The sequence below is a fragment of the Corynebacterium mustelae genome (assembly GCF_001020985.1).
GTDB classification, from domain to species: Bacteria; Actinomycetota; Actinomycetes; order Mycobacteriales; family Mycobacteriaceae; genus Corynebacterium; species Corynebacterium mustelae.
The window spans coordinates 1-13,729 of the sequence record NZ_CP011542.1 but is presented as its reverse complement, the minus strand read 5'-3'; the positions used below and the strand labels follow the sequence as shown (position 1 = coordinate 13,729).

Here is a 13,729-nt window from a genome sequence, read left to right as displayed (position 1 = left end):
GTTTTTCAAAAATGATGAACGTACCAATTCTATCCTGCTATGGCGCTGTAGCGGCGTTTTTCACACACAGATGGTATCAGATTGATACCATCTTGGGTATGGCCATGACACTACGATTAACCGCGGAACAAGACCGCGCCCTCATTCTTCTTGCCCGCGCGCAGAATTGCAGTAAACAGGAAGCAGCGATTCGTGCGATCGTTTCCGCTGCGGCACGCACGCTGGTCGACGACCAAATCACCCAATTGGCACAACACATCATTCCCACTCAAGCCGCACTTTCTGCCCGAATTCGCCGAGCCCGAAACGAAAACCAGCAGTAATGCCTACACACACGCCCCCACCGACATTAACCCCAGAGCAACTGCTGATTATTGCTGATGTTTTTTGTGAAGAGCACAAATTAAACATTTCTAATTTCAGCGCGCTTTATGCCATTGCCGCCATAACCCAGGCTGCCTTCCAAGGGATACGTGTCCATGAATCCGCAGCACAGGTAGCCAGCGCTATTGAAAAGACAACCAGAACACTAAAGCCGTTAAACTCGAAAAACTCCGATTTCGCCCAAGCTGTCGCTGCGGTTTATAAAGCATATGCCGACACAACGATCGAAGTCACCGAAATCTAATTGAATACAGTCCTATCTGGAAGCACACCACTAAAGCTGTGATTTTACTTAGATAAAAATTAGAATAGTGTAGATGATGTAGACCAACCGCGCATGATTGCCATCAACCTAAGACAGGATTTACCATGCACCGCTTTCTCGCTTCCGTAACCGTAGCATGCGTCTATAGCGCAGCCACTTTTTCCTTTGCTCAGCATGCACATGCTGCTGTGCCAGATACAGTTGGCTTCGTTACGGTCGCCGGAGCACCCCATACCTGCACATTTTTAGCCAGTATAAATGATCCTGAGTTAATTGCAGCAGGTCACGATATTCAAAGCCGTTACGAAGCAGGATTTGACGAATTTGCCAGGCTCATCGGAATTACTAGAGAAGAATTGCGGATATGGTCCAACCAACATAACGACATAACAAGGACGCTTTCAGATGAAAGGAAAAACCAGGTTACGGTTAGCGTCACGCAGAAAATTAAGGATTTTGGCGTAACCTCGGATCCGCTGATTGAGACGATGCGAACCGGAAGTCTATTTAACTTTAGGTTCCTTAACTACTCTGAATCAGATTATCGACTTTTATTACTTCCAGAAGAATTTTGGAGCGAATTCGGCAACAAAACGGTTGAGAGTATGGATCCACACATCGCTGAGGCGCTTGAAAACTGGCAGCAAACCAAAGAAGATCGTGCCGTACAACCCATGCTTCTTGAAGCGATGAAACTCCGTGCACAAACCGACAAATACGCGCAGCTAGCTGTTTTATTCCAAGAAACAATCAGTGATGTGGGTGGCTATCAAACAAACGCCATGATCGAAGCAATGACTGATTGTCAAGCTAAATCCGAAAAAGACAAACAGGAAGAAACAGCACGTCAAGAGCGAATCACCGAATTAGAAACAGAGCTGAACCGCGAAAAGCAGGCTCGATCCGAGCAAGCAGCTCAGGCGGAAAAACTGGCAGCAAAAAATGCCGCTGAACTAGCCCAAGCGCAAAAGGCCGCCAGAGATGCGCGAACCAGTGAAGAAGCAGTCGCTAACCGCAATCAAGAATTAACACGCGAAATCGAAAGGCTACAGAAAAACCAGCAGCCGAAGAAGTCCCAATCGACTATCGTGGCTGTCGTTGCCGCTGTGGCTGGTTGGTTAGTTGCAATTGTCGCGGCTTTAGCTGCCCTGCCACAGTTATCGACACTCATGCGTCGATAAGCGGTTATTATCTGGGCCAAACCGCACACACCACGGGCAGATTGAACGTAAGTAACAGTCAATCTGCCCGGTTTTTTATTTTTCACCCCGTTCATGCGTGTCTCGTTGCGCAACCACAGTCACTCCTGTAACATCTGTTACTGTTGTGATTACAGTTAATTCGAGTGAATAATGTGTTATTTCACCTCGGGTTTTATACGACTGTGGCGGAAGAATTGCAACCCAGCGATCGTGATCGTTGATTGCACCTTGATTACATTCAGGGTGAGATCAAACATTACGATCGCTTTTCTTTTATCCTCAACTATGAACCCTATTTCGACTTCAACCATCTTCTAGGAGGATGTTACATGTCAGATCTTTCCGTTCTTCTTGGCGATCAGCGCGAAACCCTGGCCGCCGAACTCGCCGGACTCGTAGAATCCGCAGTGGATTCCACTTCCGGTATCTCCGGCATGACCGTCAAGGGTCTGCTCGGAGCAGCCAAGAAGGTCAACGATAAGGTTGTGGCAAAAGCCACCAACCGGCTGTTGCCAGAAATCCTGGAAACTCTCCAGCCACGCTGGGTGGAATACCAAGCATCAGATGTTGCTGATTTCGGCACCTTCCTCAATACCCACTCCGACGCCGTTGTCGACGACATCCTGGAAGTTTTGGACAAGAACGCCCAAAAAGTCGACAACTCTGCTGTACAAAAGGGCTATAACACCATCCGCTCCAAGGCAGCTGGCTTGATCAAGCCGCACCTGCCCATGCTTGGCGACGTCATCGAGCGGTACATGAAGAAGGTCTAAATCACGCCACAACCGCAACGGTTGTACCTTAGGTACCGTCCAACCTCTTGGGTGTTGGAGCTAAAAACTCTGATGCCCAAGAGGTTTTGGTGTTTTCCCACTCATCATTACCAGTAAAAATGTGTTTTCCATGAATGATGAAGTCCTAGAAAAATTTTCTCCTTGACTGTTACGTGACGTCACACCGCAGAATTGAAGGTATGACCGATAACCTCATTGAAATTTCCGATCTATATAAATCCTTTGGGCCAGTAGCCGCACTGCAGGGTGTTAATCTACAGGTAAACCGGGGCAGTGTTCATGGCTTTCTAGGCCCTAATGGTGCTGGAAAATCGACAGCCATCCGGTGCTTATTTGGAATGCTTCGACCAGATAACGGCACAATTCGCCTAGGTGGATATGATCCGACACGTAACCCCACACAAGCGACCGTCCGGGCGGCCTACGTTCCCGGCGATGTAAACCTGTGGCCAAATCTCACTGGCGGTCAAGTTATAAAAACATTAAGTCGGATTCGACACAAGGCTGCAGGGACATTAGTTTCGGATGCGGAGAAAGCCCGGCAAGCCGACCTGATCAATCGTTTTGTCCTAGACCCCAATAAGAAAATCCGGGCATATTCCAAAGGTAATAGACAAAAAGTTATGCTGGTGGCCGCGTTATCAGCTGATGTGGACGTACTGGTGTTAGACGAACCAACCTCAGGGCTTGATCCGCTGATCCAGCAGGAATTCTTAAAGGCTGTCCGGGAACGTCGCGACGAAGGTGTCGCGGTGTTAATGTCGAGCCACATTCTTTCCGAGATCCAAGAAGTCGCCGATTTCATCAGCATTATTCGCGCTGGCGAAATCGTCGAATCTGGCCCCTTAGCAAGCCTTTCGCATATGCGGGGCATGCGGATTCGGGCAGTAACAGCCACTGGAGAAACCTACGATCAACTGCACACTGGTGCCGAGATTAACGCAACATTGCAGGAGCTTGTCCACCGTAATGCCACCGATATCAGTTGCTGCCCGGTTAGCCTGGAAGAGCTCTTTATGCAGCATTACCAGGTTGAATCCCCAACCGCAGCCACCGCAACGCTGCCTAAGGATTAACCATGAGTACAACATCAAGCCGGGCAATCCCCATGACGGTGCTCTTTATGCTGCGCACCAGACTAGTTTTCTTAACGGCGTGGTTGCTGCCGCTGGGTATTTTTCTTGCCACCACCCCGTATCCGATTGACAGTTCCTACCCCGATCCGAAATCGCTACAAATAGTTGGCGATGGTATTCGCGCATCGCTTGGCATGGTGGTGATGTATGGAAAAGTACCGGAGAACTTAACGGTGGCGACGTGGACCATGTGGGAAAACATGACCTGGATTCTCATTTTGGGCGCGGTCATGAGTATCTTTCAAGCCGCATATGTCACCCGAAACTTGGAAGAATCTGGAATTACAGAAATCCTCCACAGCCTTGGGCTAAGCCCCCGATCGTTAAAAACAGTGGCGGTCATCCTTTCGGTAATCACTGCCCTACTCTTCGGCTTCATGGTTTTTATTACCCTATGGTCGGCATCATTGAGTTTGTCGGGGTTTCAGTTACGATCATGTGCCTTGGCTGGTGGTTTTGCCGCCTTGTTTTCCCTCACCTTCGGCCTGGTCACGATCAATTGCGGTGAAGCTTTTTCCACAGCCCGAGCAACCCGTGGTGCTGGTTTGGGTTTTCTCGCGCTAACGTTTGCCATCCGGGTTGTGGCCGACATTTTCGATATCGCGTGGCTGCAGTGGCTGAGTCCCTTTGGCTGGCGTGATGTTATCCACGCGTTTGACCGCGACACCTACTGGCCGCTGGCGGTTTTCTTCGCCGTCAATTGCGTTTTGGTCCTGCCGATTTTATTGACTCGCAGGGATCTTCATGAACAATGGTTCCCAAGACGCGACCAGGTAACACCGCGGGTTTCTGGTTTTAGTTTCTCCGGCTTATGGTGGCGGCTCCACGGTGGGCTGCTTGTATGGTGGTCGGTGGCGATCGTTGCAATCGGCACCGGTTTCTATGCTCTAACTGGCGAGATGAATTCCTTGATGGATTCTTCACCACGAACCAAAGAACTGTTGTCATTAATGACCACTAACACCGATTTAGTTTCGATCTTCGCGGAATTTACCAGCCCGATTATCGGGATTTTGGTCTGCTGCATGGTGATATCGCTCGTTGTATCGTTTAACCAACATGAACACCACGGACAGGTATCGTTACTGCTAAGCACCGGGCTAAGCCTCAAGAAAAATTACACATTAACCTGGGTATTTAGCTGTATTGCGGCCGTTGTTGTAACAGTAGTGACGAGTGTGATCGCTGCCTATTGTGCAATTGCGGATTCTCGGGTGCCAGATTCTTCGTTTTCCACCTTGGCATGGTCAATAATTGACCTGTTACCAGCAGCAATAGCCTGCGCCGGTATCGCCGCATTCATTATCGGCGGCTGGCACAGACTCAGCGCTCTAGTGTGGCTTCCGCTTGCCGGGTCGGGATTAATCACCTATTTCGGCGAACTACTCAAATTCCCAGATTGGTTGCAAAAACTCTCCGTTTTCGCGTGGGCACCGCATGCAGTCGACCATTATTACGGTGCGGCTGTGCTCATCGTCATTGGCTTTTCGACGTTTATACTCGGCCTTATCCGTTTCACACACCGGGATCTAGCCGAATGAAAATTTCCGAACTAGCAGAAATCGCCGATGTGAGTGTGCGCACCATCCGGCATTACCATCAGATTGGGTTAATGCCGGTTCCTGCACGCACCGGCGCGTGGCGTAATTACACCTTCGAAGACGTAGCCTTACTCATTCATATCCGAAACATGGCTAGTGCCGGCATTCCACTGTCGGAAATCAAACACCAATTGGATTCCGCCAAACTTTTAAGTTTCGAGGATGTTTTAGCATCCATTGATTCCCAGATCGCGAAGCTAAAACAGCAACGGAAGAAACTTCTGGAATTACAAGACCGGCGTAGCGCCACCTCTGTTAACCCGCCAGACCCTATAGCTGGTTACTACGACGAAATAGAAGCAGCACTTATAGCCCGGGGTGCCCATAAGTCACTGGCAATGGTGCGACAGAAACGAAAGCTTTCAGAAGTATTATTCCAGCTAGGGCTCTTCCGCGACGAATTCAACGACTCCACTCGTCGCGTCTCCGCCGACCGGCTGGCCGATTTCTGTATCAAACTGGAAAAGCTTTTTGGCTCCGAATGGACCATGGCGGACTGCGAAGAACTAACAGATGAAACCCTGAAACTGCGGGACGAAATCATGCCATTCGACGATCGGATGCGAAAACTCACCAGCACACTAGTGCGCAGCTCGATCGTCGAAAAGCTTACCCGTGCCGCCTATCCGGAACCGGGAATGCAAACGTATATTTCGCTCTGTTTTTCTCGGCTGCGGGACATTGACAATATCACCTAAAACGCCACCTAGCTGGGATAGCCAGGTGGCGTGGCCGAAGGAAATCAGCGCAACGGTTTTACACGTCGAGGAACCGAACGTCTTTTGCTTTGCGGGTGATAAAGGAGCGGCGAGCTGCCACGTCATCGCCCATCAGAATGGAGAACAGCTCGTCGGCAAGCTGTGCATCGATCATGTCGACGCGGCGTAGAATGCGAGTGCTGGGGTCGAGGGTGGTTTCCCACAGCTCCTTAGCATTCATCTCACCCAGACCCTTATAACGCTGAATGCCGTCATCCTTGTTGATCTTACGGCCCGCGTCCAGGCCTTCTTTCAACAAGTGATCCCGCTCCGCATCGGAATAAGCAAACCCTGGCTCCCCCTTAGCCCACTTGAGCTTGTACAACGGCGGCTGTGCCAAATACACGTGTCCCTGTTCGATCAATTGCGGCATGAAGCGGAACAGCAGGGTTAGAAGCAAGGTGGCGATGTGCTGACCGTCGACGTCGGCGTCGGCCATGAGGACAACCTTGTTGTACCGCAGCTTCTTAATATCAAATTCGTCGTGGATACCAGTACCCAATGCGGTAATAATCGCCTGGACCTCGTTGTTTTTCAACACTTTATCCAGCCGAGCCTTTTCCACGTTGAGGATCTTACCGCGCAGCGGCAAAATAGCCTGGTACATGGAATCCCGACCACCTTTAGCTGAACCACCAGCGGAGTCACCCTCCACGATGTACAGCTCAGACTTTAATGGGTCTTTGGAGCGGCAATCAGCGAGCTTGCCAGGCAAACCACCAAGATCGGTGGCAGATTTCCGGCGAACCATTTCCCGCGCTTTGCGGGCAGCAACCCGAGCGTGCGCGGAAGAGACCGCCTTGGTCACGATCACTTTGGCTTCCGCTGGGTTAGCATCGAACCAGTCAGCAACGTGCTCATTAACTGCTTTTTGCACGAAACCGCGAACCTCGGAATTACCAAGTTTGGTTTTGGTTTGGCCCTCAAACTGCGGATCGGCGACTCGAACGGACACCACTGCGGCCAAGCCTTCCCGGCAGTCTTCACCGGTGAGGTTCGCCTCTTTTTCCTTCAAAAGCCGATGTTCACGGGCATATTTGTTCATCAACGAGGTCAGCGCGGCACGGAAGCCCTCTTCATGGGTTCCACCCTCGAAAGTATTGATGGTGTTTGCAAAGGTATGCACGCTTTGGGCATAGCCGCTATTCCACTGCATGGCGATTTCTACCTCATGCTCTTTGCCTTTTGCTTCAAAGCTGACGATAGACGGGTGGATTGCCTGCTTGGTTTTATTCAGATGTGTGACGTAGTCTTCCAACCCATTGGGATAGTAGAAAGTCTTTTTCTTTTCCTTCTTTTTTGCTGGTGGTTGTTGGGTGGCAATGTCGACAGTCTCATCAACATCGTCTAACGAAATAGTCCCCGCGGTCTGCGCAGAATCACCAGCTTCGGCGAGTTCTTCAAGCGCAATTTCTTCATCCGAGGCGCGCTTATCCGTCAGGGTTATGGTTAACCCCTTGTTCAAAAATGCCATTTCTTGGAGTCGGCGAGCAATCGTGTCGAAGTTAAAAGTGGTGGTCTCGAAGATTTCTGCATCTGGCCAAAACCGCACGGTGGTGCCAGTACCACGGGCATTTCCGCCCTCGACCAGATTTTCTGGAATAGCGTTGTTGAAATTTTGGTACCAGTGCTTGCCATCGCGCTTGATATCAGCTTCCACCCGAGTGGAAAGCGCGTTTACTACGGATATACCCACACCGTGGAGACCACCAGAAACTGCGTAAGATTCGGAGTCGAATTTACCGCCAGCGTGCAGCTGAGTCATGACAACTTGGACAGTAGGTGCACCAGACGGATGCATTTCGACCGGGATGCCACGGCCATTGTCGATAACTTCAATGCCGCCATCGGCTAAAATGGTCACTTCGACCTTGTCGGCATAGCCTGCCATTGCTTCGTCAACCGAGTTATCCACGACTTCCCAAACGAGATGGTGCAGTCCTCGCTCGTTGGTGGAGCCGATATACATGCCGGGACGTTTGCGAACGGCCTCGAGCCCTTCAAGAATGGTGATTGATGAGGCGCCATATTCGTGTTCAGCGGTAGCCACGTAACCTAGCACTCCTTTTAAAAATTTTAGATTTAGACCGTTTCATTCTACACTGCCTAGCCCCCTACATAGAAAAGGTTTCGGCGCGTCGTAGACCCAAATAGACAAGTTTTTCGCAATTTAGGCTTCTTCGACACCGATTCTGGGGTGCTTTTCATGATTCGGCTTCCGTGAGATTCTTAACCATAGGTGTCTCTTGGACCGCGCCCTTTCACATGTAGTGGCCCAAACCGCCAACTAGGGGTCTTCGGGCCGAAAATTTTCAGTTCGCTCACTACATCTGGTCCCACTTTTTTGGCAATCGTTTGTAGGATTTGCCGTTGCATCATTCGTAGGTTGGTCGCCCATGCAGTTGAATCACAACTAATAAACAATGCTTTATCTTTCAGCATTTCCACTTTGGTATGCGCCGCCACGTGTTCACCGACCAGCTCTGGCCAGTGCGAATGCACCCAACCACCCGCAATTGGTTTGCTCCAGCCGCGGTTTCGGATTTCACGTTGCACTAATGTCCCGAATCCCTCCAAGCTTGTCTGCCCATAAGGAATGTAGCGGCCGTCTTTTCCGGTGGGTTTGCCCAGTGTATGCGGCTTTTTTGCGTTTCTGCTTCTGCTTATCGACGTTTCCCGTGACGCAGCCGGTGCAGCTAGATCAGGAAGCTTTCCACCACGATTCTTCGCCTCTTGTCGCATCCGTTTGAAGGTGGCCGCAACGGAATCCTCATTGTCTTTTTCTGCCTTATTCATTCGGATTCCCCAATCGAGGAAATAATTGATACCCGACCAGTTTCAGTGTCTTTAACATCTATGCGGAATTGCTGAATTTCAGATTCTGAAAGGTTATCCGGTAAATCCCCATCCACTGCAGCGGTTATAAGAACCTGTTCCACACCGGCTGTTAATTCGACTAATCGCTGGCGTCGTTTCGCATCAAGTTCGGCAAAAACATCATCAAGAATGAGTACTGGATCTGTGCCATCAGATCGCAAAAGGTTAAATTCCGCCAACCTAAGTGCAAGTACCATTGACCAGGTTTCCCCATGACTTGCAAACCCTTTGGTTGGCGCATCTCCTAGGTAAATCTCCAGATCATCCCGGTGTGGGCCCACCAGTGTTTGGCCACGTTCAATTTCTTTTTTTCGCAGATTCCCCAGTTCGGCCAACATGCTCGCTTCAATGACCGCACGATCATCGGAAAGCTCTGGGACAGTAGACCGATAAGCAATACGGGCGGGTCGAGATTCCGGAGCAATCCCGGCATACGATTTAAAGACCTCAGGTTGTAATTCGGCCACTAATGCCTGTCGAGCTTGTATTAATTCTGCACCTAAGTGCGATAATTGTGCATCCCACACATCCAAGGTGCTTAACGTACCGTCATCGTTGCCATATCCTTTGCGCAGCGCTGCGCTGGCAGTCTTTAGTAAGCTGCTTCTCTGTCTTAGAACCTTTTCGTAATCTGCTTTCACCCCAGCTAACCGAGGTTTTCTGGATGCAAGAATATTATCTAGATACCGGCGGCGCTCGGTAGGTTCACCACGAATAAGTGCTAAATCTTCTGGACAAAACAACACAGACTTGACCACACCGAGCACTTCACGAGGCGCTTTCAATCGGGTGCGGTTGATCTGTGCTTGGTTAGTCCCTTGTGCTTTTATCAGTAAATGCGCTGATAATTCTCGCCCCTGGTTGACAGCGGTGACGGATACCCGAGCTGATGATTGTCCCTGACGAACTAACGGCGCATCAGTGCTAACCCGGTGTGATCCCAGGTGGGCAATATAACCGATTGCCTCGATGATATTGGTTTTACCAAAACCATTGCGGCCGATAAACAGGGTGATTCCAGGTTTGAGTGTGACATGGCACTCAGGCCACGATCGGAAATCCCGCAGCTTGAGTTGGCGAATGTACACAGCGGAATCGTCTTTCTTAAAAGGTTATCCAGGCAGGCGAACTGGCATCAGAAGATAGGTGAAATCAGTCTCTGGAGTGGGGAACATTCCGTCGGCATTTGCTTCTGGCATTTCCTCTGGTTCTGGTACCAAAATCGCAGGACGTGAGGCTTCAGTAAAGCCAAAAACAACTCGATTGGTGCGGATTACGCTCAACCCATCACGCAAATAACCTGGGTTAAATGCAATAAGTAATTCATCTTCACCGGTGTATGCACAAGGCACAGATTCCTCGGCATGACCAGCATCAGAACCACCCGCAGACAAAATCACTTCACCCGGTGAAAACTGCATCCGGATCTGTGCATTGCGGTCGGTGACCAAAGCAACGCGTCGAATAGCATCCTGTAGTGCGGAAATCTCCACGCTTGCCATCGACTTGTGTTGCTTGGGCAAAAGCGGAGCAACATTCGGGAAGTCTGCATCCAACATTCGGGTGGTGGTTTGGCGGTCTTCAATGTGAATACCAAACAATCCATCGGCGCCAATGGATTCGCCGGTGCCAACTGCAATTTCAACTGGTTCAGAGGAATTTGCATCAAGCGTACGTGCGTTTTCTAACAGGTTTTTTGCTGGGATCAACAATTTTGCTTGGGCATCAGCCACAGCGGGTGCCCACTGAAAGCTTCGTAGCGCTAGGCGGAACCGGTCAGTAGCAGTAAGCGTGACGTTTTCGCCATCAATTTCCATGTGGACGCCAGTAAGCATTGGCAGTGTGTCGTCTCGACCTGCAGCTGCGGCAACCTGAGTAACTGCGTCGATGAACAATCGGGGGTTAATTGCACCAGTAACCTCGGGTAACGCTGGCAATGTTGGGTAATCGTCAAGTGGAATGGAGGGTAGTTCAAAGCGGGAGGAACCACACACTAATTGCACCATCGAACCTTCAACGAAAACTTTGATTGGTTTAGACGGCAACGTTGCGGTGATCTCTGCGATCAGTTTACCCGCGACAGCAATGCGACCAGGTTGATTGACCTCGGCTGGAATGCGCACCTTGGTGGAAACTTCGTAATCGAAACCAGCAAATTCCAAGCCGTCGTCATCGGCGGTAATGAGCATGGCGCGGAGAACCGGTTGTGTAGGTTTGGACGGCAAATTACGAGCGACCCATGAAACAGCGCTAGCTAAATCGTCTTTCGCTACTTCAAATGACACGTTTGGTGCGTCCATATGAACACTGGCTCCTTCATTGGCAATAACGGGTAAATCGTGACCAAGGTTATCAAATTACAAGTTCCAACCTACCTGTGTGCTTGGAATTGGGAAAGTTGTTATTTGATTTTTCTTCTCATAGCTGCCGACTCAGTTTGCCTGACACGCGCTTCGATTTCCCCAACCCTTCTTTCTCTTTAGATATTTAAAGAAATTTTAGTGGTAACAACAGTAAGTCCTGTGAGTACTGTGGATAAGGGGTGATTGCGGCAGCTTATCGACGAAAATTCGGATGTTAGTCTTATTGTTCAAAACCTGTGGATAACTTTGGGGAATTGTGGATAACTTTATCCCCAGCAGAATTTTCCACAATTGATCCCCAGTTCTGTTCGGGTTACTCACAAGAAAAATTGAGTTATACACAGGGCTAAAATGCCACTTCACAACCTTTAAATGTGTCCATCATCACCAAATTACAATTATGTAATTACAGGGGTGTGAATAAGGTTGTGGATACTGTGGATAACTTTCACTACTTTCAGTGGAACGTCGAAAAGTAAAACTGGGCTCTCGTAATCAAACGAAAGCCCAGTTTTACTATTTATATGTCTAGCTACGACCGTAGTTTTTAATCTTTGACGTTAGTTTTTGGATTTCATCATAGGTATCACGTTTTTCCGTGATTTCCTTCCGGATCTTTCGATCCGCATACATCACCGTCGTATGGTCCTTACCACCAAACAGCTCCCCAATCTTCGGCAGCGACAATTCGGTAAGTTCGCGGCATAAGTACATCGCCAACTGACGGGCATGAGCTATCGGCCGTGACTTTGTCGTGGACACTAATTGTTCATGGCTTATATCAAAAAACTCGGCAGTGACCAGCATGATCGTATCCGGGGTAATTTCGACACTTTGCTCATCAGGCATGATATCCCGTAATGCGGCCTCAGCCGTATGAACATCGATCGGCTTGTTATTAAGCGAAGCAAAAGCGGAAACGCGGATGAACGCACCCTCTAATTCCCGAATCGAAGAATTAAATCGCGAAGCAATAAGTTCCAAAACATCTCGGGACGTACTAATACCATCAGCCTGGGACTTCTTCATCAAAATTGCAATACGGGTTTCCAAATCTGGCGGATAAATATCAGCAATAAGGCCAGCTTGGAATCGGGTTCGCAACCGGTCTTCCAGCGTGGTTAGCTGTTTTGGCGGCCGATCTGAACTTAAGACAATCTGCTTCCCGTTTTGCTGCAATGCATTAAACGTATGGAAGAACTCTTCCTGAGTACCTTCTTTACCCTGTAAAAATTGGATATCGTCAACCATCAAAATATCAAGATCACGATATCGACGTTTAAAAGATTCCTGGCGGTCATCCCGAACAGAATTGATGTAATCGTTGGTGAATTCCTCGCTGGAAACATATTTAATACGCAATTTCGGATTCAATTGATGTGCGTAATTTCCAATAGCATGCATCAAGTGGGTTTTACCCAAACCTGAGTCCCCCCATACGAACAATGGATTGTATGCTCGTGCTGGTTTTTCGGCGACCGCAATTGCCGCCGATGTTGGAAGTTTATTGGAATCAGAAACAACATAAGTATCAAACGTATATTTTTCGTTTAACGAAGCTTCCCGATTCGGGTTATGAGCAGGTTGTTCGCGGGTACGCCAAGCAGGTTGAGCTTCAACCGGGTTTGGTACTTGTTCCGCATGGCTAATCCCCCACCCCTGCTGTGGATCTGACTGCTGGGGATAATTCGAAAAATACTGCTGTTGCTGGCTAACATGTGCGGCCGGTTGGGGCTGGACATGATGCGGTTGGATCGGGTAATGACCACCCGGAACCGGCGACCCCATTTGCTCAGTGGCCATTTCTGCCGGAATGTTTACTGGGGGAGAAAACCGATCCGTATCGGAGGAAAAACCCATCGGTTGTGGTACCGAAACCGAAGGTGACGCACCAAATTGTTGGGAAAAGTTGCCACCAGGATTCGATTGGGCTTCTATTGGCGCTGCCATCTCAGCTGGCGAAACCGGTGGCTGATGTGGCTGCTGCATCGGGGGTGGATTACTTGGTTGATCCTGCTGAGTCACTCGATACTCAAATGGTTGGATCGCGTTTTCTGGATCTACTGTCACCGCCAAAGAATATGAGCGACCGAAACTCTTGGTCAGAGCCTGACAAATGACTCCGCTTAATTCAGATTCAATAAACTCTTTTGCTCGAGGATGCGGCACAGAAATAAGTGCAACCCCCTCCACTAATGCCAGTGGTTTGGCTAGGCCTAAGTAGGCACGTTGTTGCGGACTGAACGGATCTGCACCATTGTTTTCCTGAGTGCGGATCTGCACAATCTCATTGACCACAGCATTCCACGTCGTTTGTAACGTTCTGGGCTGGGAGGAGTTGTCGGCCAC

The 13,729-nt window shown here is 49.5% G+C and carries 12 protein-coding genes; 7 read left to right on the top strand and 5 right to left on the bottom strand.

All coding sequences use genetic code 11. From position 1 onward, the window contains the following. Window positions 1-98: 98 nt before the first annotated feature. The 7 genes from CMUST_RS00060 to CMUST_RS00030 all read left to right on the top strand — a co-directional run bounded on the left by CMUST_RS00060 (window position 99) and on the right by CMUST_RS00030 (window position 6,080). On the top strand, window positions 99-323 hold the full coding sequence (locus CMUST_RS00060) for a hypothetical protein (RefSeq protein WP_047263220.1): 225 nt from the start codon (window positions 99-101) through the stop codon (window positions 321-323). Continuing rightward, window positions 323-628, top strand: coding sequence for a hypothetical protein (locus tag CMUST_RS00055; RefSeq protein WP_047260807.1), 306 nt, complete (start codon window positions 323-325; stop codon window positions 626-628). Before CMUST_RS00060 ends, CMUST_RS00055 begins: the two co-directional genes overlap by 1 nt. Window positions 629-753: 125 nt before the next feature. Then, window positions 754-1,830 carry a hypothetical protein gene (locus CMUST_RS00050; protein WP_047260806.1) on the top strand — a complete coding sequence of 359 codons (1,077 nt, stop codon included), beginning with the start codon at window positions 754-756 and terminating at the stop codon, window positions 1,828-1,830. Between the two features lie 350 nt (window positions 1,831-2,180). After that, on the top strand, window positions 2,181-2,624 hold the full coding sequence (locus CMUST_RS00045) for a DUF6918 family protein (RefSeq protein WP_047260805.1): 444 nt from the start codon (window positions 2,181-2,183) through the stop codon (window positions 2,622-2,624). 200 nt (window positions 2,625-2,824) lie between these two features. After that, entirely contained in the window at window positions 2,825-3,721 is an 897-nt protein-coding gene (locus tag CMUST_RS00040) for an ABC transporter ATP-binding protein (protein WP_047260804.1), read from the top strand. Between the two features lie 2 nt (window positions 3,722-3,723). Then, window positions 3,724-5,322 (top strand): hypothetical protein, encoded by a 1,599-nt coding sequence (locus tag CMUST_RS00035; RefSeq protein ID WP_052844444.1) that lies wholly within the window; start codon window positions 3,724-3,726, stop codon window positions 5,320-5,322. Then, window positions 5,319-6,080 carry a MerR family transcriptional regulator gene (locus tag CMUST_RS00030; RefSeq protein WP_047260803.1) on the top strand — a complete coding sequence of 254 codons (762 nt, stop codon included), beginning with the start codon at window positions 5,319-5,321 and terminating at the stop codon, window positions 6,078-6,080. The genes CMUST_RS00035 and CMUST_RS00030 overlap by 4 nt, the downstream gene beginning before the upstream one ends. 58 nt (window positions 6,081-6,138) lie before the next feature. Here the strand turns inward: CMUST_RS00030 and gyrB are convergent, their stop codons facing one another. From gyrB to dnaA, 5 genes are all read right to left on the bottom strand, one after another. Then, a complete protein-coding gene (gyrB, locus tag CMUST_RS00025; RefSeq protein WP_047260802.1) occupies window positions 6,139-8,190 on the bottom strand; it encodes a DNA topoisomerase (ATP-hydrolyzing) subunit B in 2,052 nt (683 codons plus the stop codon). Between the two features lie 179 nt (window positions 8,191-8,369). Next, complete coding sequence (locus CMUST_RS00020; protein WP_047260801.1) at window positions 8,370-8,936, bottom strand: DciA family protein; 567 nt, start codon at window positions 8,934-8,936, stop codon at window positions 8,370-8,372. Next, the gene (gene recF, locus CMUST_RS00015) at window positions 8,933-10,105 is read right to left on the bottom strand and encodes a DNA replication/repair protein RecF (RefSeq protein ID WP_047260800.1); all 1,173 of its coding nucleotides are present in this window, start codon (window positions 10,103-10,105) and stop codon (window positions 8,933-8,935) included. Before recF ends, CMUST_RS00020 begins: the two co-directional genes overlap by 4 nt. Window positions 10,106-10,129: 24 nt before the next feature. After that, window positions 10,130-11,317, bottom strand: a complete 1,188-nt coding sequence (gene dnaN / locus CMUST_RS00010; protein ID WP_047260799.1) for a DNA polymerase III subunit beta — start codon at window positions 11,315-11,317, stop codon at window positions 10,130-10,132. Between the two features lie 591 nt (window positions 11,318-11,908). Next, complete coding sequence (dnaA, locus tag CMUST_RS00005) at window positions 11,909-13,522, bottom strand: chromosomal replication initiator protein DnaA (RefSeq protein ID WP_407922014.1); 1,614 nt, start codon at window positions 13,520-13,522, stop codon at window positions 11,909-11,911. Between the last annotated feature and the right edge of the window lie 207 nt (window positions 13,523-13,729).

What these genes read in the sequence shown, in the direction of transcription:
- CMUST_RS00055 (WP_047260807.1), top strand. Translation starts at nt 323, where the DNA reads ATGCCTACACACACGCCCCCACCGACATTAACCCCAGAGCAACTGCTG.
- CMUST_RS00035 (WP_052844444.1), top strand. Translation starts at nt 3,724, where the DNA reads ATGAGTACAACATCAAGCCGGGCAATCCCCATGACGGTGCTCTTTATG.
- CMUST_RS00050 (WP_047260806.1), top strand. Translation starts at nt 754, where the DNA reads ATGCACCGCTTTCTCGCTTCCGTAACCGTAGCATGCGTCTATAGCGCA.
- CMUST_RS00040 (WP_047260804.1), top strand. Translation starts at nt 2,825, where the DNA reads ATGACCGATAACCTCATTGAAATTTCCGATCTATATAAATCCTTTGGG.
- CMUST_RS00060 (WP_047263220.1), top strand. Translation starts at nt 99, where the DNA reads ATGGCCATGACACTACGATTAACCGCGGAACAAGACCGCGCCCTCATT.
- CMUST_RS00045 (WP_047260805.1), top strand. Translation starts at nt 2,181, where the DNA reads ATGTCAGATCTTTCCGTTCTTCTTGGCGATCAGCGCGAAACCCTGGCC.
- CMUST_RS00020 (WP_047260801.1), bottom strand. Translation starts at nt 8,936, where the DNA reads ATGAATAAGGCAGAAAAAGACAATGAGGATTCCGTTGCGGCCACCTTC.
- dnaN (WP_047260799.1), bottom strand. Translation starts at nt 11,317, where the DNA reads ATGGACGCACCAAACGTGTCATTTGAAGTAGCGAAAGACGATTTAGCT.
- CMUST_RS00030 (WP_047260803.1), top strand. Translation starts at nt 5,319, where the DNA reads ATGAAAATTTCCGAACTAGCAGAAATCGCCGATGTGAGTGTGCGCACC.